A 20,664-nucleotide genomic window follows, 5' to 3' on the forward strand; every position below is an offset into this window, starting at 1 on the left:
AATGATTGGCCCGAAACAAACGTAGGAGCGAGCGCAGCTCGCGATGCGCCGCGCGGGCGGCGCTCGATCTCACAGGCGCTGAAGATGCTCCGGCTACCCTTGCCAGGAACCATAGAATCTCCCACAGGTACAGCGAAGGCGTTGAATGCTGCACCAACCTGTGGGAACCCGGCTTACCGGCGATGAAGCCTGGGCAGGCTAACGCTTGGCGATGATGTACACCGCATGCACGATCCCTGGAATGTACCCCAGCAGGGTCAGCAGAATGTTCAGCCAGAACGCCCCGCCAAACCCAACCTGCAGAAACACCCCGAGCGGCGGCAAGATTATGGCGATGATAATGCGGATAAAGTCCATGCGAGTCTCTCCTGAAAGGGTTACAACACAGACTAGCCGCTGGTCCTGGAGGTTCCACAGGCAAAAAAAACGCCCCGGGCCGAATGGAACAGGCCAGGGGCGATGCGCAGGAACGCCAGACGGTTCGTAGAATTGATTAACGTGCCACTTACCCCGACACTTAGGCCGACACTTCGCGGCGCGCATGCTGCTGCGCATGCAGGCGGGCAAAGGCGCGGGCCAGGCGCAGCAGCATTTCGTCGATATTGCCCTTGCTCAAGGTCAGCGCCGGAGAGAAACGCACCACATCCGCTTGTGGGGCGTTGAGCAGCAAGCCTTCGTGCAGGGCGGCAGCCACCAGTTCGCGCGCCTGGTTTTCCTTCAGCTGCAGCGCCCACAGCAGCCCTTGCCCGCGTACTTCGCCCTGGCCATAACGCCCCGCCAGGCGGCTCAGGCCGTCGCGCAGGTGGCGGCCGTGGTCCTGCACCTGGCCGAAGAAGCCGGGCTCCAGTACGGTATCCAGCACAGCCAGGCCCGCAGCGCACATCAGCGCATTGCCATGGTGGCTGCCCTCCAGCTCGCCCGGTTCGGCGCAGCACGCCGTACCGCGGGCCAGCAACGCGGCCAGTGGCACACCACCGCCCAGGCCTTTACCCAGGGTGATGATGTCGGCACGCACGCCATAGGTCTCCTCGGCCAACAATGCGCCACAGCGCCCGATGCCGGTCTGTACCTCATCGAGGATCAGCAGGATGCCCAGCTCACGACAGAGGGTTTCCACGCCCTTGAGGTACTCGCGGCTCGCCGGAATTACCCCGGCCTCGCCCTGCACCGGCTCCAGCATGATGGCCACAGTGCGCGAATCCACTTCGGCGTGCAGTGCCGCCAGGTCATTGAACGGCACCTTGCTGAACCCGGGCAGGCCCGGTTCACAGCGGTTGCAGGGCAATGGGTCGGACGCCGACAGCGCGCCCAGGCTGCGGCCATGGCAGGCCTGGCTGGCGGTGATGATGTGATAGGCGCCATTGCGGTGCAGTTGGCCCCACTTGCGCGCCAGCTTGATCGCCCCTTCACAGGCTTCGGCACCGCTGTTGAGCAGGTAGGCCTGGTCGCTGCCGGTGCTCTGGCACAGGCGGTTGGCCAGCGCCAGCAGGCCACGGCTATGAAACCCCGCGCCTGGGTTGATCAGCGCCTGGGCCTGGCTGCCCAACGCCTTGACCAGCACGCTGGGGCTATGGCCCAGGCTGTTCACTGCGCCGCCCTGGGTGAAGTCCAGGTAGGCATGCCCGGCATCGTCCCACAACCAGGAGCCCTGCCCGCGCACGAACACCTGCGCAGGCCGTTCGGTCCCGGGCATCAGGCAGTCACGCGACAACTCGGCAGCAGGTGGCACACGCACCGGCACAGGCTTGGGCTCGGCCGCGGCGGTCGGGGCCGAGCGGCGCAGGTTGAACAGGTTCATCGGGGCTCCAGCCAATGCACGGTAAGGGGCGAGCACAGGGCGGTCTTGGCGCCGCCGCTCATTATTTTGTCTTGCCTATCAAAAGTGTTTCTCATCCACGGTAACAATCGACTTATTCAGCGCTGTAACCCTTTGGAATACGGCGATAGACTAGGCGCCACGAGGGGTCACGGCCATTTCGATTTTCCAGCATTTTTGATAAGCATCACTTATGGATTTTCGCCAACTGCGTTATTTCGTCGCGGTGTACGAAGAGGGCCACGTCGGCCGCGCCGCCGAGCGCCTGTCGCTGTCACAGCCAGCGCTTTCACAACAGATCCGCCAACTGGAACACAGCCTGGACCTGAGCCTGTTCGAGCGCAGCAACAAGCGCCTGCTGCCGACCCTGGCGGCCCATACCCTGTACAACCATGCCCTGCCGCTGCTCGATGGCCTGCAGCGCGCCCACGAGGCCATGCGCAACTTCAAGGGCCAGTCTTTGCGCACCTTGGCCATCGGTGTGCTGCAAACGGTACGCCCCAGCCTGGTGCCGCAATTGCTCGAACGGCTGCGCAAGGCCCAACCCCACCTGGTGGTGCAGATCTACGAGTTATCGGGGCTGGAGATCGAGCGGCGCCTGCTCAGCGGTAACCTGGACATCGGCATCAGCTACCTGCCGCCACGCCAGCCCGGCCTGCATGGCCTGTTGCTGTACGAGGACGAGCTGCAATTGGTGATACCCGCCACCCACCCACTGAAGGATTTCAAGAAGGTGTCCATCCGCCAGGCGGCCGAGTTGCCCATGCTGATGCTGGGCGAGGAGTTTCAGATCCGCCAGATCTGGCAGGCCCAGTTAGCCAGCCAGGGCCGGCGGCCGCAGGTGCAGGCCGAGATGAACAACATGGCGGGTATTCTCGACAGCCTGGCGCACACCGCGCTGGCAACCATTCTGCCAGGCCGGGCCAAAGACGCCGCCGAGGACGACCCAGGGCTGTTGTGGAAGCCGCTGAGCGAGCCGCGTGTACCGTTGAAGGTGGGGCTGGTGTTCCGCGATGCCCAGCGCCAGCAGGCATCGGTCGAACTGCTGCGTACGCTGCTGGAAGAAGAGACGGACGCGCGACAGCTGGGCGCATCACCGCTGGATGTGCTGGCCTGATAAAACACGCGCGCAAAGAAAACCCCGCCGAAGCGGGGTTTTCCAGACTGTTTCCCTGTGACATCCGTATCGCCCCGCCATCCTGGCAGGTGGTCCTTCGTCGCCATCCTTGATCTGTCCTTTGCGCTTCCTGCGCAACGTCCATGTGGTAAAGATTAGCCGTGGATCCAATCTGAGAACAGTGGTGAAAAGTCACCACGTTGTGTAGGAAAAGGCTTACATAAGTGAGGCATTCGCAGATACGCGAAGCACAGGGGCCGCTGGGCGGCCCCTGAATCAGCTAGAACTGCTCGGCATCCAGCAGGTAAAGCGACTCACTGCCCGCCTTCACCGAGGCCACCAGCGAATCCACCCGTGGCAGCAAGCGCGCGAAGTAGAACCGCGCCGTGCCCAGCTTGCCCGAATAGAACGCCTCGTCGCCCTCACCCGCCTTCGCCGCCCGCGCCATCAATGCCCACATGTAGCCATAGGCGACATAACCAAAGGCATGCAGGTACTCGACCGATGCTGCGCCAATTTCATTCGGGTTGCCCTTGGCCTGCTGCAGTACCCATTCAGTCAGCCCATCCAGCTGGCCGAGCGCAGCACCCAGTGGGCGGGTGAACTCATCCAGCTCGCTACCCGCACTGGCCATGAACTGGCGAATTTCGTCGGAGAACAGCGTGTAGTAGGCGCCGCCGCTGGCCACCACCTTGCGGCCCATCAGGTCGAGGGCCTGAATGCCGTTGGTGCCCTCGTAGATCTGGGTGATGCGCACATCACGCACCAGTTGCTCCTGGCCCCATTCACGGATGTAGCCATGCCCGCCGAAGACTTGTTGGCCGTGCACCGCGCACTCCAGGCCCAGGTCGGTCAGGAAGGCCTTGGCCACCGGCGTAAGCAATGCCACCAGTTCTTCGCTGCGTTTGCGCACGCCAGGGTCTTCGCTGTACTTGGCACTGTCCAGTTGCATGGCCACATAGGTGGAAAACGCGCGGCCACCCTCGATGAGTGCCTTCATGGTCAACAGCATGCGCCGCACATCCGGGTGGACGATGATCGGGTCGGCGGCTTTGTCCTTGGCTTGCGGGCCGGTGGGGGCACGGCTTTGCAAACGGTCGCGCGCGTACTCCACGGCATTCTGGTAGGAACGCTCGGCCGTCGCCAGCCCCTGTATACCCACCCCCAGGCGCTCGTAGTTCATCATGGTGAACATGGCTGCCAGGCCTTTGTTCGGCTCACCGACGATATAGCCCACAGCCTCGTCGAAGTTCATGACGCAGGTAGCCGACGCCTGAATGCCCATCTTGTGCTCGATGGAGCCACAGGTGGCCGGGTTGCGCGCGCCGAGGCTGCCATCCTCGTTCACCATGAACTTGGGCACCAGGAACAGCGAGATGCCCTTCGGCCCCGCTGGCGCATCCGGCAACTTGGCCAGCACCAGGTGGATGATGTTCTCGGTCAGGTCGTGCTCGCCGCCGGTGATGAAGATCTTGGTGCCGCTGACCTTGTAGCTGCCGTCCGCCTGTGGCTCGGCCTTGGTGCGGATGATGCCGAGGTCGGTACCCGCATGCGGTTCGGTCAGGCACATGGAGCCAGCCCATACACCGGCGTACATGTTGGGCAGGTACTTTTCCTTCAGCGCCTCGCTGGCGTGGGCGTTGATCGACAGGCAGGCGCCGGCGGTCAGCATCGGGTACAGGCCAAAGGCCAGGCTCGAGGCATTGACCATTTCCTCGACCTGCGCCGAAATGGCCTTGGGCATGCCCATGCCGCCAAACAGCGGGTCGCCACCCACGCCTACCCAGCCACCTTCGGCGTAGGTGTTGTAGGCCTCGATGAAACCGGCCGGCGTGCGCACCGCGCCGTTGTCCCAGTGGCAGCCCTCTTCATCGGCCGCGCGGCTGAGCGGTGCGATGCTCTTGGCGGTCACCTTGCCAGCCTCCTCCAGTACGGCCATGGCCGTATCGGCATCGACGAGTTCGGCCAGCCCGGGCAACTGGGCCCACTGCTCAGCCACGTTGAACACTTCATTCAGTACGAAGCGCATGTCGCGCACGGGCGCTTTATAGTCAGCCATGACAACCTCTCGCAAGTGGGGGCTGGGCGGTCTCGGGGTACCGCGACACTGGGGTTGATGCCAGTGTAACCGAACAACATTTACGAGACATAGGGTCATCAATCGACCATATAGTCTATTTTGGTCACGCAGTACGTATAGCCCCACGCCGCGATTGCTGGCCATGCACCACCACACAGTTGCGCCCTGCGCCTTTGGCGTTGTAGAGCGCCTGGTCGGCCGACTTGAGCACCGCTTCGGGGTTGCGGTGATCGGCCTGGCGCTCGGCAACGCCAATGCTGATGGTGACCGAAACCGTGCCGCCGCTGCTGCCGGCGCGGCGTTGGCGCCCGGTGCTATCGTCTTGCGGGCGGCTGTGCTTGTCGCGCAGGTGCATCACATAATTGGCGATCACTTCGCGCACCGCTTCCACATGGGGCACGCATTCCTCGGCGGTCTTGCCGGCGAACACCAAGGCGAACTCCTCCCCCCCATAGCGGTAGGCACGCCCACCGCCGGTGACCTTGGCCAAACGGCTGGCCACCAGGCGCAGCACCTGATCGCCGACATCGTGACCGTGGGTGTCGTTGAATTTCTTGAAGTGGTCAACGTCGGTCATGGCGATGACATAGTTGCGACCCAGCCGCTGCATGCGCTCGTTCAACGCACGCCGGCCGGGCAAACCGGTCAGCTCGTCGCGGAAGGCCATCTGGTAGGCCTCGTGCGCAACCGCTGCGGCGATCATCAACATCACCTGGCTGCACATGATGTTCAGCGTGAACGGCAGGATGAACGTTTGCGGCAGCATCCAGAAAATGCCCAGCAGGCCGATGATCTGGGCCGCGTGCAACGGCCTCGGCGCGCGCAGGTACTGCACCACCAGCAGGATGAACACCCCCGCGAACAGCGGGTAGGCCAACTGGATCAGGCTCATCCACTGGCCATGCAAGGTCGGCCAGCGAATCTCCGCCAACCAGGTCAGCAGCGCCTCGGGGTAGCTTTGCTCCAGGGCCACTGCCACACTGCCCACGGCAAACAGCACCGCGCCACGGGCCACCAGGTCCTGCAGCAGGTGGGTGCGCTCCTGCCAGGCACCATACAGGCCGAACAATGCCGGCAACAGCAGGCATACCAGGTGGAAGACCACCGCTGCATCCTCGCGCACACGGCCGTGGTCGCGGTAGAAGTCGGTCTGGGTGTCGAGCAGAAAGTAGGCGATATATACCGTAAGCATCAGAAACAGCTCACGTTGCCGACGATACACCGCGCAGTAAGCGCCACCCAGCAGCAGCACCAAGGTCGGCAGAACATTGAACAGCGATGTGAAAAACACACTGAGGTCTCTCACATAAGCTGCGGCGAGCCCTGCCAACAGCAGCAGCAGCGAGGGCAGGAAGTGGCTGGCACGTACAGCGTTAAAACGAAACAAGGGTAATCTCCGACCCGGCAGATCAATAGTGGCATTGTGCCCTTATTTCATCGGCAGCGTACCCGAACAGTTGAATTTCAAATCGGCCAGGGTGTTGTCGAGTGGCCTGGGCCTGAACAAAAAAAAACCGCCTGCCGGTGAGGGCAGGCGGGTTCTGGCAACAGCGGCTGAATCAGTACGCCAGGCCGAAGCTCTCTTCGTCCATGTCCATCAGGTTGTTGGCACCCGACAGCATGGCCGCTACATGCGTGCGGGTACGCGGCAGGATGCGCTGGAAGTAGAAGCGCGCGGTCTGCAGCTTGGCGGTGTAGAACGCCGCTTCGCTAGTGCCGGCGGCCAGCTTTTCAGCGGCCAGGCGGGCGATGTCGGCCCAGAAGTAGGCCAGGCAGGCGTAGCCGGAATACATCACGTAATCGACCGAGGCCGCACCCACTTCTTCGCGGTCTTTCATGGCAGCCATGCCCACTTTCATGGTCAGCTCGCCCCATTCCTTGTTGATGGCTGCCAGCGGCTCGACGAACTCCTTGACCGCCTCGACACCTTCCTGCGCCTGGCAGAACTTGTGCACGATCTTGGTGAAGCCCTTCAGCGCTTCGCCCTGGGTCATCAGCACTTTGCGGCCGAGCAGGTCGAGGGCCTGGATGCCCGTGGTGCCCTCGTACAGCATCGAGATACGGCTATCACGCACGTTCTGCTCCATGCCCCACTCGGCGATGAAGCCGTGGCCGCCATAGATCTGCACGCCGTGGTTGGCCGCTTCGAAACCGACTTCGGTCATGAACGCCTTGGCGATCGGGGTGAGGAAGGCCAGCAGGGCATCGGCCTTCTTGCGCTCTTCTTCATCCTGGCTGTACTTGACGATGTCCACCTGCTTGGCGGTGAAGTAGACCATCGCGCGGTTGCCCTCGGCGAACGCTTTCATGGTCAGCAGCATGCGGCGCACGTCCGGGTGGACGATGATCGGGTCGGCGGCCTTGTCCGGTGCCTTGGGGCCGGTCAGGGAGCGCATCTGCAAACGCTCGCGGGCGTACTTCAGGCCACCCTGGAACGCGACTTCGGCGTGGGCCAGGCCCTGCAGCGCGGTACCCAGGCGCGCGGTGTTCATGAAGGTGAACATGCAGTTCAGGCCTTTGTTGGCCGGGCCGATCAGGTAGCCGGTGGCGCCATCGAAGTTCATCACGCAGGTGGCGTTGCCGTGGATGCCCATCTTGTGTTCGATCGAGCCGCAGCTCACGCCATTGCGCTCACCCACACCGCCCTCGGCATTGGGCAGGAACTTCGGCACGATGAACAGCGAAATGCCCTTGGTACCGGCCGGTGCATCCGGCAGGCGCGCGAGAACGATATGCACGATGTTCTCGGCCATGTCGTGCTCACCCGCGGAAATGAAGATCTTGGTGCCCGACACCTTGTAGCTGCCGTCAGCCTGCGGTTCGGCCTTGGTACGCAGCATGCCCAGGTCGGTACCGCAGTGTGGCTCGGTCAGGCACATGGTGCCGGTCCATTCGCCCGACACCAGCTTGGTCAGGTAGGTGTGCTGCTGCTCGGCGGTGCCGTGCGCAGAAATGGTGTTCATGGCGCCGTGGGACAAGCCCGGGTACATGCCCCACGACCAGTTCGCACCACCGACCATCTCGCTCAGGGCCAGGCCCAGCGACTCTGGCAGGCCCTGGCCGCCGTGTTCCACATCATGTGCCAGGCTGGGCCAGCCGCCTTCGACGAATTGTTCGTAAGCCGCCTTGAAGCCGGTAGGGGTTTTCACGCCCGACTCGCTCCAGGTGCAGCCTTCCTGGTCACCCACACGGTTCAGCGGCGCCAGCACCTGCTCACAGAACTTCGCACCTTCTTCAAGAATCGCGTCGACCATGTCGGGCGTTGCGTCCTGGCAACCCGGCAGGCTCTGATAGTGCGCCTCGTAGCCGAGCAGCTCGTCGCGAACGAAGCGGATATCACGCAAGGGGGCTTTGTAGTCAGGCATTGCGATGAACCTCTAGGTGAGTTCTGTGGGGTGACCCGCGTGCGCCGCGGCGTCTGTCAAACAGTTGTTTGAAACTTACGTTTAGCTCCGGCTTCTGTCAAGGAGGGACGATAGTGCCATTTACGCCACGAAAAATGGCGTTTATGCCAAGCTCAATAAAAACAATACCCTGTGGGAGCGGGCATGCCCGCGAAAGAGCTCGGCCAGACAATGGGGTTGCCTGAGCTGACGCTTTCGCGGGCACGCCCGCTCCCACAGGGGCTATGTGTTATTCGAAATCGGCGCTCTGTCAGGCGTAGGTATCGATGATCCGGCCGAGCATTTCGTCGGATGCCTTGACGACCTTTGCGCCAAGCTCGACTTCAGTCTTGCCGACCGCCTGTTGCACCAGGCTGGTGGCCAGGTCCATCTGCTGGCTGCGGTCGACCGCACGCAGGCGTTCGGCCTGGAAGTCGCTGGACTGGCTGGTGGCAGTACGTTCGGCGGTGGTGTTGGCGATCTGGCTGGCGGCCTGATCGACGCGGTTCTGGCCGGCTTGTATAGCGCTCAGGCCCGCGTAATAGGCGGAGCTACCGGTGATTTCCATGTCAGGACTCCATTGACGCTGGATAGGAACACAGCTCATTAAAACAGGCCGTCGGTAAAAAGGCCCGTTTAAATCGCTAATGGCCCGGTGCCAGTTGATAGGCCCTGAGTATTCCAGCACCTAATCCAGCAAATCCAGCTGCAAATGCTCAGCCACCTTGTTTGCACTGGCCTGCTTGAGCTTGGGCACCCGCCCCAGGCACGGCGCTGGCAAGCGCTCGGCCAGGCTGGCCAGGTTCTCTTCCAGCCGTGAAGTGCGCGGCTCGATGATGTTCGCCACCCAGCCTGCCAACTGCAGCCCGTCGCGCTCGATCGCCTCGGCGCTGAGCAAGGCATGGCTGATACACCCCAGCCGCACCCCCACCACCAGAATCACCGGCAACTGCAGGGCCACCGCCAGATCTGAAAGGTTCTCCAGCCCCGACAGCGGCACACGCCAGCCCCCAGCCCCCTCGACCAAGGTGAAATCGGCATTTTGTTGCAGCACATTGCGCATAGCCGCCAGCAGCGCTGGCACGTCCAATGTCACCCCCGCCTCGCGTGCTGCCACATGCGGCGCGATCGCAGGCTCGAACGCATACGGGTTGACCTGCTCATACGGCAACTTGATGGTGCTTTCATCAATCAGCGCCTGGGCGTCGCTGTTGCGTAAACCCTTGGGGGTCATCGTGCACCCCGAGGCCACCGGCTTGGCGCCCAGGGTGCTCAAGCCTTGCAACCGCACCGCATGCAGCAACCCGGCCGCGACAGTGGTCTTGCCGACATCGGTATCGGTACCGGCGATGAAATAGGCCTTGCTCATCTCGCTCCCCTTACGCCTGTAGCTTGCGCAACACACCATAGACCACCTGATAGGTGGCTGGCAGCCCGGCAGGCTGGCGAAATGCCTCGTACGCCTGCAGCAGGCCCTGCATGCGTGCCCGGCCAGTCAACCCGGACGGTCGCCCAGGATTGAGATTGTGCGCCCCCAACGCTTTCAGTTCGTGGGTCAGGCTGCGTACGTCCGGGTAATGCAGCACATGCGCACAGCGATGCAGCTCAAGCTGCTCAAAACCGCTGGCGGCACACAGGCGCTGGTAGTCCTCGAAACGGCGGAAGCGGTTTACATGCACCAGGCCGTCCACCGCCTGCCAGCTGGCACGCAGTTCGTCGAGGGTACCTACGCACAAGCTGCTGAAGGCCAGCACGCCGCCCGGGCGCAGTACCCGCAGCGCCTCGGCCAGCACACTGGCGAACTGGTCGCACCATTGCACGGCCAGGCTGGTGAACACCAGGTCGACGCTGGCATCGCGCAATGGCAAACGCTCGGCGTCGCCGGCCACGTGGTAGTGCGCCCCGCGTTGTTCATTGCGGGCATGGCGCAGCATGCCTTCGGCGATATCCACCGCCACACCGCTGGACTGGGCGAACCGCTCGGCCAGGATACGGCTGAAATGGCCGGTACCGCTGCCCAGGTCCAGCCAGCGCAATGGCTGCCAGCCTGCCGGCACTTGCCCCAACAGGCTCAAGCCCACGGCGCGCTGCAACGCGGCTACGCTGTCGTAGCTGGCTGCAGCGCGGGAGAACGAAGCCGCTACCTGGCGCTTGTCGGGCAGCGCGCCGGGCAGGGTCGGACAGGAAAGGTCAGTCATCGCCACTCTCATGCAGGAAACTCTTGATGCCCGCCGCCAGCTCTTGCGGGTACTCCAGCAAGAAGGCGTGGGAACTGTCTTCTACCAGGCCCACCTCCACATCGGGCAGCAGCTCGCTCAAGGCCTTGGCTGCCTCGCCAGGCACCAGCGCATCGCTGCCGGCGAACAGGTGCAGTTGCGGGCCGCCGTAGGCCTGCAGGGCGTCGCGGGTATCCAGCTTGGCCAGCACTTCAAGGCCGGTGGCGAGGTACAGAGGGTCGGTGTCTGGTACGCCGACACCCAGCTGGCGCAGCAGGGTACGCGGCTGCTGGGCGCCATCACTGCACAAGCTGCGAAAGCGCTTCAGGGTGACTCCGGTATGGCTGCGGCAGCCGTCGAGGAAGGTGCCGAAGGTGTCTTCGGCCATGCCATGCGGCCAGTCGCCACGGGCAACGAAACTGGGGTTGCTGGCCAAGGTGAGCAAGCCGCAGCAGTGGTCGCCACGCTTGTGTGCCAGGGCGCTGGCGAGCATGCCGCCCAACGACCAGCCACCTAGCCAGACATCGCCCGGCAATTTACGGTCGAGGTGCTCAAGCCAGCCCTCAACATCGCTGTGGGGCAATTCCGGCAGGGGCATCAGCTCTACCTGCAGACGGGGGTCCTGGGCGCGCAGGCTGGCGGCCAGCGGTTCCAGTGCGGCAGTGCCCAGGCCCCAGCCGGGCAGCAGTACAAGACGATTACGCATCGGCGTTCTCCAATTGTGGATAACACTCGGCCAATGCATTCAACAATAGCTGCACCTGCGCCTGGCTGTGGGCGGCGCTCAATGTTACGCGCAGACGGGCACTGCCCGCCGGTACGGTCGGTGGGCGGATGGCGGTGACCAGCAAGCCGCGTTCGCGCAACATGCGCGACAGGCGCAAGGCCTGCGCGCTGTCGCCAATCACGATCGGCTGGATCGGTGTGGGGCTGTCCATCAGTTCCAGGCCGATCTGCTGCGCGCCTTCACGGAACTGGCGAATCAACGCGGCCAGATGCTCGCGGCGCCAGCTCTCGCGGCGTAGCAGCTCCAGGCTCTTCAGCGTGGCGCAGGCCAGTGCCGGTGGCTGGCTGGTGGTGTAGATGTAGGGGCGGGCGAATTGCACCAGCGCCTCGATCAGTTCCTCGCTCCCGGCAACAAAGGCACCGGAAGTACCGCAGGCCTTGCCCAGCGTACCGATCAGCACCGGTACATCGTCCACGCCCAGGCCGAAGTGCTCGACGATACCACCGCCCCGAGCGCCAAGGGTGCCCAGGCCATGGGCATCGTCCACCATCAGCCAGGCACCCCGGGCCCGGGCGACCTCGGCCAGGGCCGGCAGGTCGGCCAGGTCGCCGTCCATGCTGAACACACCGTCAGTGACCACCAGGGTATTGCCAACGGCCTTGTCCAGGCGGCTGGCCAGGCTGGCCGGGTCGTTGTGCAGGTAGCGGTTGAACCGCGCACCGCTGAGCAGCCCGCCATCGAGCAGCGAGGCATGGTTCAGGCGGTCCTGCAGCACCGTGTCGCCCTGCCCCACCAGGGCGGTGATGGCGCCCAGGTTGGCCATGTAGCCGGTGGAAAACAGCAGCGCACGGGGCCGCCCCGTCAGCTCGGCCAGCGCCTCTTCGACCTGGTGGTGTGGGGTGCTATGGCCGATCACCAGGTGCGACGCACCGCCACCGACACCCCAGCGCTCGGCACCGGCCTGCCAGGCGCCAACCACCTCGGGGTGGTTGGCCAGGCCCAGGTAATCGTTGCTGCAGAAGGCCAGCAAGCGCTGGCCGTCGACCACCACCTCCGGGCCTTGCGGGCTTTCCAGCAGTGGCCGTTGCCGGTACAGGTCCGCAGCGCGCCGTTCGGCCAGGCGCGCCGCCAGGTCGAAAGCCATCTCAGGCGGTCGCGGCGTTGTAGAACATCTCGCTGCTGCGCTGCTCGACCAGCGCCTGCTCGATGGCGGCCTGGTGCACTTCGTCGGCGTGCTCCTCGCGTGCTTCAGGCTTGATGCCCAGGCGCGCGAACAGCTGCATGTCCTTGTCAGCCTGCGGGTTGGCAGTAGTCAGCAGTTTTTCACCGTAGAAAATCGAGTTGGCACCGGCCATGAAGGCCAGGGCCTGCATCTGTTCGTTCATCTGCTCACGGCCGGCAGACAGGCGCACATGCGACTTGGGCATCAACAGGCGGGCTACGGCCAGCATGCGAATGAAGTCGAACGGGTCGACATCTTCCTCCTCGGCCAGCGGCGTACCGGCCACCTTGACCAGCATGTTGATCGGCACCGACTCGGGGTGTTCGGGCAGGTTGGCCAGCTGGATCAGCAGCCCGGCGCGGTCGTCCAGCGACTCGCCCATGCCCAGGATGCCGCCCGAGCAGATCTTCATGCCCGCATCGCGCACGTAGGCCAGGGTCTGCAGGCGCTCGCTGTAGGTGCGCGTAGTGATGATGCTGCCGTAGAACTCCGGCGAGGTGTCGAGGTTGTGGTTGTAGTAGTCGAGGCCGGCTTGGGCCAGGGCCTGGGTCTGCTCCTGGTCGAGCTTGCCCAGGGTCATGCAGGTTTCCAGGCCCAAGGCCTTCACCCCTTTGACCATCTCCAGTACATAAGGCATGTCTTTGGCCGACGGGTGCTTCCACGCCGCGCCCATGCAGAAGCGGGTCGAGCCAATGGCTTTGGCGCGTGCTGCTTCTTCCAGCACCTTCTGCACTTCCATCAACTTCTGTTTTTCCAGCCCAGTGTTGTAGTGGCCGGACTGTGGACAATATTTGCAATCTTCCGGGCAGGCTCCGGTCTTGATCGACAGCAACGTCGAAACCTGCACGCGGTTGGGGTCGAAATGCGCGCGGTGCACCGTCTGCGCCTGGAACAGCAAGTCATTGAAAGGCTGCTGGAACAGGGCCTTGACCTCGGCCAGGGACCAGTCGTGACGTGTTGTTGCAGTTGTGCTGGCGCTCATCGGCGTTTCCTTGTTTAGGCTTAAGCTGGCGCGGGGACAGGAAAGCCCGCCAGCGCATCACGGATAACTCGCATAGTCACGGATGGCCTATGAACTGTCAACTCAACTGGAAACGACTGGTTTACAAGTGCTCACTTATTAACCAGATTTGTTTATTGTGCGACGCGCCTGCCGGGCAACACTACCCGCTGTGCGTCGGTTGTGAGCAAGAGCTGCCCTGGCTGGGCGACCATTGCCGCTACTGCGCCCTGCCACTGCCCATGGCCGGCCTCGCCTGCGCCCAGTGCAGCCGCCGCTTGCCGGTGTTCGAAAAGGTCTTTGCCCTGTGGCATTTCGGCTTTCCGGTCGACACGTTGATCAGCCGCTTCAAGCACAACCGGCAGTGGCCGTTGGGGCGTTTGATGGCCGAGTTGCTTGGGCAAGGGCTACGCTACCGCTATGCCGAGGGGTTGCCACGCCCTGAACTGCTGTTGCCTGTGCCCATGGCCAGGCGTCGACTGCGCGAGCGTGGGTTCAACCAGGCCGGGCTGCTGGCCCGCTGGCTGGCGGCGCACGTGGGCATACCGTGCGATGAGCGGGTACTGCTGCGCACTCGGGAAACCCCCGCGCAGCAGCGGTTGAGTGCCAAAGGCAGGCGGCGCAATCTGCGCCAGGCCTTTGCGGTCGCCGGTGACCTGCCTGGCAAGCACGTCGCCATCGTCGATGACGTGTTGACCACTGGCGCTACCGCCCAGTCCATTGCCCAGGTGTTGCGCAAAGCCGGGGCACAGCGGGTGGATGTGTATTGCCTGGCGCGTACGCCGAAGCCGGGGTATGTATAACCCTGCCGCTAGGCCACACTATTCGCCCCAGGCCCCTACAGCGACCGGATGCCCATGCCCTTGCCCACTCTACTCACCCAGCACATAACCCGGCGCCCGCAGCGCATCGCACTGCTGCAGCACATTGCCGAGCAAGGCTCGATCACCCGTGCGGCCAAGGCGGCGGGCATCAGCTACAAGGCAGCCTGGGACGCCATCGATGAGCTCAACAACCTGGCCAGTCAGCCGTTGGTCGAGCGCAGCACTGGCGGGCGTGGGGGTGGGGGCGCCCGGCTGTCGGTGGAGGGTCAGCGCGTATTGCGCCTGTACCAAAGGCTGCAGGCCCTGCAGGCGCAAATTCTCGAGGCCGCGGAAGAGTCCAGCGACCTCGACTTGCTTGGGCGCCTGATGCTACGCACCAGCGCGCGCAACCAGCTGCAGGGCCAGGTCAGCGGCCTGCGCCATGAGGGCCGCTATGACCGGGTCAGCCTGGCGCTGGGTGGCGGGCTGGAGATCGACGCGCTGATCACCCACGACAGCACCGCGCGGTTGGAGCTGACCTTGGGCAGCAGGGTGGTGGCGCTGCTCAAGGCAGGCTGGGTGCAGTTGCTGGCCGAGGGGGACAAGCCTGAAGCGGGGAGCAATTGCCTGCGGGCCACGATCGAAGACGTGCTGGTGGAGGCCGACGGGCCCAATGAAGTCCGGTTGGCGCTGGGCAACGGGCAAACGCTGTGTGCCATGGCAGAGGCGGGTTGGTTGGCCGGCCAGCAGGTACGGGTTCAGTTCCATCCTGCCTATGTGTTGCTCGGGGTGCCTGCCTAGGCCGGCCGTGGCACAGGCGGTTCGCGGGTAAACCCTACGGGTACGCTACAGGGATAACCCTGTACCATGGAGCCCATGCCGTATACCCCCGGAGCTCCCATGTCCCATCCGTTCGATACCCTCACCCCTGACCTGGTCCTGGACGCCGTGGAAAGCCTCGGCTTTCTCAGCGATGCCCGGGTGCTGGCACTGAACAGCTACGAGAACCGCGTCTACCAGGTGGGCATCGAGGGGGCGCAGCCGCTGATCGCCAAGTTCTACCGGCCTGGCCGCTGGAGCGATGCGGCCATCCTCGAAGAACACAGCTTTACCGCTGAACTGGCCGATTGCGAAGTGCCGGTCGTAGCGCCCATGCAGCACGCCGGCCGCACCTTGTTCGAGCACCAGGGCTTTCGCTTCACGTTGTTCCCGCGCCGTGGCGGCCATGCCCCGGAGCCTGGCAACCTCGACCAGCTCTACCGCCTGGGGCAACTGCTTGGCCGCCTGCATGCCGTCGGCGCCTGCAAACCGTTCGCTCACCGTGAAGCGCTGACTGTGGACAGTTTCGGCCATGCCTCGCTGAACACTGTGCTCGATGGGGGTTTTGTACCCCGCGAGCTGCTGCCGGCGTACGCGTCAGTGGCCCGCGACCTGCTCAAGCGGGTCGAAGACATCTACGCCCGCACCCCGCACCAGCTCATCCGCCTGCATGGCGACCTGCACCCCGGCAACCTGATGCACCGCGAAGACGTGTACCACGTGGTCGACCTCGACGACTGCCGCATGGGCCCCGCCGTACAAGACCTGTGGATGATGCTGGCCGGCGACCGCCAGGAGCGCCTGGGGCAGTTGGCCGAACTGATCGACGGCTACAACGAGTTCCACGACTTCGACCCGCGCGAGCTGGCCCTGATCGAACCGCTGCGGGCGCTGCGCCAGTTGCATTACAGCGCGTGGCTGGCGCGGCGCTGGGATGACCCGGCATTCCCGCCCAGCTTCCCCTGGTTCGGCCAGCCGCGCTATTGGGGCGATCAGATCCTCGCCCTGCGCGAACAAATGGCGGCGCTGGATGAAGCGCCACTGAAATTGTTCTAAAAGGGTGCACGCCTCTGTCTACAATAGGGGTCGCTTTATTTAGCTACCTAAGCAAGGATTCTGCATGCACGCCGCAAACCCGCGTCGCGGGTATCTCCTGGGCCTGAGCGCCTACATCATCTGGGGCCTGTTCCCGATTTACTTCAAGGCAATCCAGAGCGTCCCGGCGGTGGAGATCATCGTCCACCGGGTGCTTTGGTCGGCACTGTTCGGCTCGCTGCTGCTACTGCTGTGGAAACACCCCGGCTGGTGGCGCGAGCTGCGCGACAACCCGCGCCGGCTGGGGGTCCTGGCCCTGAGCGGGGCGCTGATCGCCTTCAACTGGCTGACCTATGTGTGGTCGGTCAACAACGGGCGCATGCTCGAGGCCAGCCTGGGTTACTACATCAACCCGCTGATCAACGTGCTGCTGGGCATGCTGCTGCTGGGCGAGCGGCTGCGCCGCCTGCAATGGCTGGCAGTGGGCATGGCTGCAGTTGGCGTGGCCCAGCAGGTGTGGCAGGTGGGCAGCCTGCCCTGGGTGTCGCTGGCGCTGGCGCTGAGCTTTGGCTTCTACGGGCTGATCCGCAAACAGGCCCCGGTCGCAGCGCTGCCGGGGTTGGTCGTGGAAACCTGGATGCTGGTACCGCTGGCCCTGGGCTGGTTGCTGCTGCACCCAACGGCCATGAGTGCACAAGGCGCATTCTACACCAGCAGCGAAGCACTCTGGCTGATGGCGGCGGGGCCGGTGACCCTGGTACCGCTGGTGTGCTTCAACGCCGCAGCACGGCACCTGCCCTACACCACCCTCGGCTTCCTGCAATACCTGGCGCCAACCCTGGTACTGCTGCAGGCGGTGCTGCTGTTCGATGAGCATTTGTCCTCCAGCACCCTGGTAGCCTTCATGTTCATCTGGGCTGGCCTGGCCATTTACAGCGTGGATGCCTGGCTAAGTTTGCGCAAGCGCGCCTGATCAAAAAACGATCAAAACTCTGCAGGCCATGGAGTACCTGGCCTGCAGAGACATCTCCAAAGGTTATCCACACCCTCGTCCCCGTGCTTTGTGCACAAGCTGCTGAATTTTGGGTGTTTTTTGAGCAAACCTCTGCAGCGGGCGCATTGCCTGGGCTGGAGAGGTGAACCCCCAGGTTATCCACAGGGCCTTCCCCGTGATACTGGGATAACCGCAAGGGATGTCTTTACCAAATCCCCTGTGGGAGCGGCCTTGCGTCGCGATGGGCCGCAAAGCGGCCCCCGGCCAATCCACTCAATCCTCCGCCCGCAACTGCAATTCCACCATCAAGTCATCCGCCAGACTCTCCAGCCGCTGCTGCAACTCGTCCAGCGGCAAGGCCAGGGGCAAGGCCAACAAGGCATCGGCATGGAACAACGACTCGCTGCTCATCGGTGCCGGCCGCACTTCTGTCGTGAACCGTTCCACGTTCACCTGCAACTCCGCCAGCAAACGAGTGATGTCCCGCACGATCCCCGGCCGGTCATTGCCGACCAGTTCCATGGCAATCGGCTTCCAGGTACACGAGGGTTCCACCCCGCTTTCTGCAACCAGCACGCGAATGTCGTACTGGGCCAGCCCCTGCAACGCCGCCACCAGCCCATCGTGATGTTCAGCCGGCACCGCCACCCGCAGGATCCCGGCAAACTGCCCGGCCATGCGCGACATGCGGCTTTCCAGCCAGTTGCCGCTGTGGTCGGCGATGCACTGCGCAACACGTTCCACCTGGCCGGCCTTGTCAGGGGCGATAACAGTCAGTACAAGATGATCCACAAGCCGTTCCTCGTGTCGAACCGCGCCAAGCGCAGAAAATCGGGGGGTCGGCTCAGTATAGGCAAGGCGCGGCAACCTGCCGCAGGGCAATCCGCACAGCCAATCGTGTACTGTTTCAAGATTTATCTGGAACAATCCACCCTTTTTTTGCGAACATACCTGCTCCCAGCGTGACCATACGCGACCAATGGGTCGCACAACGGCGCTTTTAGTCTGATTTTGCCCCGTCTACTGCATCATGTAGTATCCCGTGGCGCGGACTACAAAACGTCGTTTGGATGTCTGCCAAGGCGCCTGTGAAAATACGCACACTGTCTGCCAGCCAGTCTGGCGGGCTGCACCCAGCCGCGCTCGGGGTCTTCCCCGGGGGCAAGTACTGGTACGTGTTTAGAGAAGCGCTACAGGCTTAATACAGAAGAGCGAAATAGCTGAGCAGAGTGAGGCAAGCAATGACTGGATACGTTCAAGTCGGTGGCCTTCAGGTCGCCAAGGTCCTGTACGACTTCGTGAACAACGAAGCCATCCCCGGGACCGGCATCGTCGCCGAGCAGTTCTGGGCGGGTGCAGAGAAGATCATCAATGACCTCGCTCCAAAGAACAAAGCCCTGCTCGCCAAGCGCGACGAGCTGCAAGCCAAGATCGACGCCTACCACCAGGCACGCAAAGGCCAGGCCCATGACGCCGCAGCCTACAAAGCATTCCTTCAGGAAATCGGCTACCTGCTGCCACAAGCCGACGATTTCCAGGCCACCACCCAGAACGTGGACGAAGAAATCGCCCATATGGCCGGCCCGCAGCTGGTCGTGCCGGTGATGAACGCCCGTTTTGCCCTCAACGCCGCCAACGCCCGTTGGGGTTCGCTGTACGACGCGCTGTATGGCACCGATGCCATCAGCGATGAAGGCGGCGCCGAAAAAGGCCAGGGTTACAACAAAGTGCGTGGCGACAAGGTGATTGCCTTCGCCCGCGCCTTCCTTGACGAAGCCGCGCCGCTGGCGGCTGGGTCGCACGTCGACTCCACCGCCTACCGCATCGAAGCCGGCAAGCTGGTGGTCACCCTGAAGGGCGGCACCAACACCGGCCTGCGTGACGACGCCCAACTGATCGGCTTCCAGGGTGATGCCGCGGCACCGACTGCCGTGCTGCTGAAACACAACGGCCTGCATTTCGAAATCCAGGTCGATGCCAGCACCCCGGTCGGCAGCACCGACGCCGCTGGCGTCAAAGACATCCTGATGGAGTCGGCACTGACCACCATCATGGACTGCGAAGACTCGGTCGCCGCCGTCGATGCCGACGACAAGGTCATCGTCTACCGCAACTGGCTGGGCCTGATGAAGGGCGACCTGGCCGAAAGCGTGAGCAAAGGTGGCAAGACCTTCACCCGCACCATGAACCCCGACCGCGAGTACGCTGCGCCCAACGGTGGCAGCGTGACCCTGCACGGCCGTTCGCTGCTGTTCGTGCGTAACGTTGGCCACTTGATGACCAACCCGGCAATTCTCGACGCCCAGGGCAACGAAATTCCGGAAGGCATCCAGGATGGCCTGTTCACCAACCTGATCGCCCTGCACAACCTCAATGGCAACACCAGCCGCAAGAATACCCGCAGTGGCAGCGTGTACATCGTCAAGCCGAAGATGCATGGCCCTGAGGAAGTGGCGTTTGCCGCCGAGATTTTCAGCCAGGTCGAAGACCTGCTGGGCATGCCGCGCAACACCGTGAAGGTCGGCATCATGGACGAGGAGCGCCGGACCACGGTCAACCTCAAGTCCTGCATCAAGGCCGCTGCCGAGCGCGTCGCGTTCATCAACACCGGCTTCCTCGACCGCACGGGCGATGAAATTCACACCTCGATGGAGGCCGGCGCCGTGGTGCGCAAAGGTGCCATGAAGAACGAGAAGTGGATCGGTGCCTACGAAAACAACAACGTCGATGTCGGCCTGGCGACCGGCCTGCAAGGCCGTGCGCAGATCGGCAAAGGCATGTGGGCCATGCCCGACCTGATGGCCGCCATGCTCGAGCAGAAGATCGCCCACCCGCTGGCCGGTGCCAACACCGCCTGGGTGCCATCGCCCACTGCCGCCACCCTGCATGCCCTGCACTACCACAAGGTGGACGTACAGGCACGCCAGCGTGAACTGGCCTCACGCACCCCGGCGTCGGTGGACGATATCCTGGCCATCCCGCTGGCCGCCGACACCAACTGGTCAGCCGAAGAGATCCGCAACGAGCTGGACAACAATGCCCAGGGCATCCTCGGCTATGTCGTGCGCTGGATCGACCAGGGTGTCGGTTGCTCGAAGGTGCCAGACATCAACAACGTCGGCCTGATGGAAGACCGCGCCACCCTGCGCATCTCCGCGCAACTGCTGGCCAACTGGCTGCGCCACGGCGTGGTCAGCCAGGCGCAGGTGCTGGAAAGCCTCAAGCGTATGGCGGTGGTGGTCGACCAGCAGAACGCCGCTGACCCTCTGTACCGCCCGATGGCGCCGAACTTCGACGACAACATTGCGTTCCAGGCGGCAGTGGAGCTGGTGGTCGAAGGTGGCAAGCAGCCCAATGGCTATACCGAGCCAGTGCTGCACCGCCGTCGCCGCGAGTACAAGGCGCGTAACGGGTTGTAAGTTACACCTGCGTACGGGGGCCGCTTTGCGGCC

At 63.6% G+C, this 20,664-nt stretch carries 18 protein-coding genes; 6 read left to right on the plus strand and 12 right to left on the minus strand.

Features of this window, described 5'->3' with window-relative positions; translation table 11 throughout:
* Positions 1 to 198: 198 nt before the first annotated feature.
* On the minus strand, positions 199 to 357 hold the full coding sequence (locus GYA94_RS19115) for a YqaE/Pmp3 family membrane protein (protein ID WP_009681539.1): 159 nt from the start codon (positions 355 to 357) through the stop codon (positions 199 to 201).
* A 160-nt stretch (positions 358 to 517) separates the two neighbouring features.
* A complete protein-coding gene (locus GYA94_RS19120; protein WP_161892885.1) occupies positions 518 to 1,798 on the minus strand; it encodes an aspartate aminotransferase family protein in 1,281 nt (426 codons plus the stop codon).
* A 211-nt stretch (positions 1,799 to 2,009) separates the two neighbouring features.
* Between GYA94_RS19120 and GYA94_RS19125 the strand changes: the two genes are divergently transcribed.
* Complete coding sequence (locus GYA94_RS19125; RefSeq protein WP_029886350.1) at positions 2,010 to 2,933, plus strand: LysR family transcriptional regulator; 924 nt, start codon at positions 2,010 to 2,012, stop codon at positions 2,931 to 2,933.
* A 280-nt stretch (positions 2,934 to 3,213) separates the two neighbouring features.
* Here GYA94_RS19125 and GYA94_RS19130 read toward each other — a convergent pair whose 3' ends face one another.
* The 9 genes from GYA94_RS19130 to bioB form a co-directional block, all read right to left on the minus strand.
* Positions 3,214 to 4,992, minus strand: a complete 1,779-nt coding sequence (locus tag GYA94_RS19130) for an acyl-CoA dehydrogenase C-terminal domain-containing protein (protein ID WP_110679376.1) — start codon at positions 4,990 to 4,992, stop codon at positions 3,214 to 3,216.
* Between the two features lie 124 nt (positions 4,993 to 5,116).
* The gene (locus tag GYA94_RS19135; RefSeq protein WP_110679375.1) at positions 5,117 to 6,400 is read right to left on the minus strand and encodes a GGDEF domain-containing protein; all 1,284 of its coding nucleotides are present in this window, start codon (positions 6,398 to 6,400) and stop codon (positions 5,117 to 5,119) included.
* Between the two features lie 172 nt (positions 6,401 to 6,572).
* Positions 6,573 to 8,378 (minus strand): phenylacyl-CoA dehydrogenase, encoded by a 1,806-nt coding sequence (locus GYA94_RS19140; protein ID WP_029886352.1) that lies wholly within the window; start codon positions 8,376 to 8,378, stop codon positions 6,573 to 6,575.
* A gap of 289 nt (positions 8,379 to 8,667) precedes the next feature.
* Positions 8,668 to 8,964, minus strand: coding sequence for a hypothetical protein (locus GYA94_RS19145; RefSeq protein WP_009681533.1), 297 nt, complete (start codon positions 8,962 to 8,964; stop codon positions 8,668 to 8,670).
* Positions 8,965 to 9,084: 120 nt separating this feature from the next.
* Positions 9,085 to 9,765: a dethiobiotin synthase gene (gene bioD / locus GYA94_RS19150; RefSeq protein WP_110679374.1), complete on the minus strand. Its 681-nt coding sequence runs from the start codon at positions 9,763 to 9,765 to the stop codon at positions 9,085 to 9,087.
* 10 nt (positions 9,766 to 9,775) lie between these two features.
* Positions 9,776 to 10,594: a malonyl-ACP O-methyltransferase BioC gene (gene bioC, locus GYA94_RS19155; protein ID WP_110679373.1), complete on the minus strand. Its 819-nt coding sequence runs from the start codon at positions 10,592 to 10,594 to the stop codon at positions 9,776 to 9,778.
* The gene (locus tag GYA94_RS19160) at positions 10,587 to 11,318 is read right to left on the minus strand and encodes an alpha/beta fold hydrolase (RefSeq protein WP_110679372.1); all 732 of its coding nucleotides are present in this window, start codon (positions 11,316 to 11,318) and stop codon (positions 10,587 to 10,589) included. The genes bioC and GYA94_RS19160 overlap by 8 nt, the downstream gene beginning before the upstream one ends.
* Positions 11,311 to 12,483, minus strand: a complete 1,173-nt coding sequence (bioF, locus tag GYA94_RS19165) for an 8-amino-7-oxononanoate synthase (protein ID WP_110679371.1) — start codon at positions 12,481 to 12,483, stop codon at positions 11,311 to 11,313. The genes GYA94_RS19160 and bioF overlap by 8 nt, the downstream gene beginning before the upstream one ends.
* 1 nt (position 12,484) lies before the next feature.
* Entirely contained in the window at positions 12,485 to 13,543 is a 1,059-nt protein-coding gene (gene bioB, locus GYA94_RS19170; protein WP_009681528.1) for a biotin synthase BioB, read from the minus strand.
* A gap of 89 nt (positions 13,544 to 13,632) precedes the next feature.
* Here bioB and GYA94_RS19175 point away from each other — a divergent pair, with 89 nt between their 5' ends.
* The 4 genes from GYA94_RS19175 (at position 13,633) to rarD (ending at position 17,191) form a co-directional block, all read left to right on the plus strand.
* On the plus strand, positions 13,633 to 14,364 hold the full coding sequence (locus GYA94_RS19175) for a ComFC family protein (protein WP_110679370.1): 732 nt from the start codon (positions 13,633 to 13,635) through the stop codon (positions 14,362 to 14,364).
* Between the two features lie 54 nt (positions 14,365 to 14,418).
* Entirely contained in the window at positions 14,419 to 15,165 is a 747-nt protein-coding gene (locus GYA94_RS19180) for a TOBE domain-containing protein (protein WP_110679369.1), read from the plus strand.
* A gap of 99 nt (positions 15,166 to 15,264) precedes the next feature.
* Positions 15,265 to 16,239 carry a serine/threonine protein kinase gene (locus GYA94_RS19185; protein WP_009681525.1) on the plus strand — a complete coding sequence of 325 codons (975 nt, stop codon included), beginning with the start codon at positions 15,265 to 15,267 and terminating at the stop codon, positions 16,237 to 16,239.
* A 64-nt stretch (positions 16,240 to 16,303) separates the two neighbouring features.
* Positions 16,304 to 17,191, plus strand: a complete 888-nt coding sequence (rarD, locus tag GYA94_RS19190; RefSeq protein ID WP_029886359.1) for an EamA family transporter RarD — start codon at positions 16,304 to 16,306, stop codon at positions 17,189 to 17,191.
* A 294-nt stretch (positions 17,192 to 17,485) separates the two neighbouring features.
* On the opposite strand, the gene GYA94_RS19195 is transcribed toward rarD, so the two are convergent.
* Entirely contained in the window at positions 17,486 to 18,004 is a 519-nt protein-coding gene (locus GYA94_RS19195) for a glycine cleavage system transcriptional repressor (RefSeq protein ID WP_110679368.1), read from the minus strand.
* A gap of 449 nt (positions 18,005 to 18,453) precedes the next feature.
* On the opposite strand from GYA94_RS19195, the gene GYA94_RS19200 reads away from it, so the two are divergent.
* Positions 18,454 to 20,631: a malate synthase G gene (locus GYA94_RS19200; RefSeq protein ID WP_009681522.1), complete on the plus strand. Its 2,178-nt coding sequence runs from the start codon at positions 18,454 to 18,456 to the stop codon at positions 20,629 to 20,631.
* Positions 20,632 to 20,664: the final 33 nt, after the last annotated feature.

Origin of the sequence: Pseudomonas juntendi, from assembly GCF_009932375.1 — a bacterium.
Lineage (GTDB): Bacteria > Pseudomonadota > Gammaproteobacteria > Pseudomonadales > Pseudomonadaceae > Aquipseudomonas > Aquipseudomonas juntendi.

What these genes read in the sequence shown, in the direction of transcription:
- GYA94_RS19115 (WP_009681539.1), bottom strand. Translation starts at nt 357, where the DNA reads ATGGACTTTATCCGCATTATCATCGCCATAATCTTGCCGCCGCTCGGG.
- GYA94_RS19120 (WP_161892885.1), bottom strand. Translation starts at nt 1,798, where the DNA reads ATGAACCTGTTCAACCTGCGCCGCTCGGCCCCGACCGCCGCGGCCGAG.
- GYA94_RS19125 (WP_029886350.1), top strand. Translation starts at nt 2,010, where the DNA reads ATGGATTTTCGCCAACTGCGTTATTTCGTCGCGGTGTACGAAGAGGGC.
- GYA94_RS19130 (WP_110679376.1), bottom strand. Translation starts at nt 4,992, where the DNA reads ATGGCTGACTATAAAGCGCCCGTGCGCGACATGCGCTTCGTACTGAAT.
- GYA94_RS19140 (WP_029886352.1), bottom strand. Translation starts at nt 8,378, where the DNA reads ATGCCTGACTACAAAGCCCCCTTGCGTGATATCCGCTTCGTTCGCGAC.
- GYA94_RS19145 (WP_009681533.1), bottom strand. Translation starts at nt 8,964, where the DNA reads ATGGAAATCACCGGTAGCTCCGCCTATTACGCGGGCCTGAGCGCTATA.
- bioD (WP_110679374.1), bottom strand. Translation starts at nt 9,765, where the DNA reads ATGAGCAAGGCCTATTTCATCGCCGGTACCGATACCGATGTCGGCAAG.
- bioC (WP_110679373.1), bottom strand. Translation starts at nt 10,594, where the DNA reads ATGACTGACCTTTCCTGTCCGACCCTGCCCGGCGCGCTGCCCGACAAG.
- GYA94_RS19160 (WP_110679372.1), bottom strand. Translation starts at nt 11,318, where the DNA reads ATGCGTAATCGTCTTGTACTGCTGCCCGGCTGGGGCCTGGGCACTGCC.
- bioF (WP_110679371.1), bottom strand. Translation starts at nt 12,483, where the DNA reads ATGGCTTTCGACCTGGCGGCGCGCCTGGCCGAACGGCGCGCTGCGGAC.
- bioB (WP_009681528.1), bottom strand. Translation starts at nt 13,543, where the DNA reads ATGAGCGCCAGCACAACTGCAACAACACGTCACGACTGGTCCCTGGCC.
- GYA94_RS19175 (WP_110679370.1), top strand. Translation starts at nt 13,633, where the DNA reads ATGAACTGTCAACTCAACTGGAAACGACTGGTTTACAAGTGCTCACTT.
- GYA94_RS19180 (WP_110679369.1), top strand. Translation starts at nt 14,419, where the DNA reads ATGCCCTTGCCCACTCTACTCACCCAGCACATAACCCGGCGCCCGCAG.
- GYA94_RS19185 (WP_009681525.1), top strand. Translation starts at nt 15,265, where the DNA reads ATGTCCCATCCGTTCGATACCCTCACCCCTGACCTGGTCCTGGACGCC.
- rarD (WP_029886359.1), top strand. Translation starts at nt 16,304, where the DNA reads ATGCACGCCGCAAACCCGCGTCGCGGGTATCTCCTGGGCCTGAGCGCC.
- GYA94_RS19200 (WP_009681522.1), top strand. Translation starts at nt 18,454, where the DNA reads ATGACTGGATACGTTCAAGTCGGTGGCCTTCAGGTCGCCAAGGTCCTG.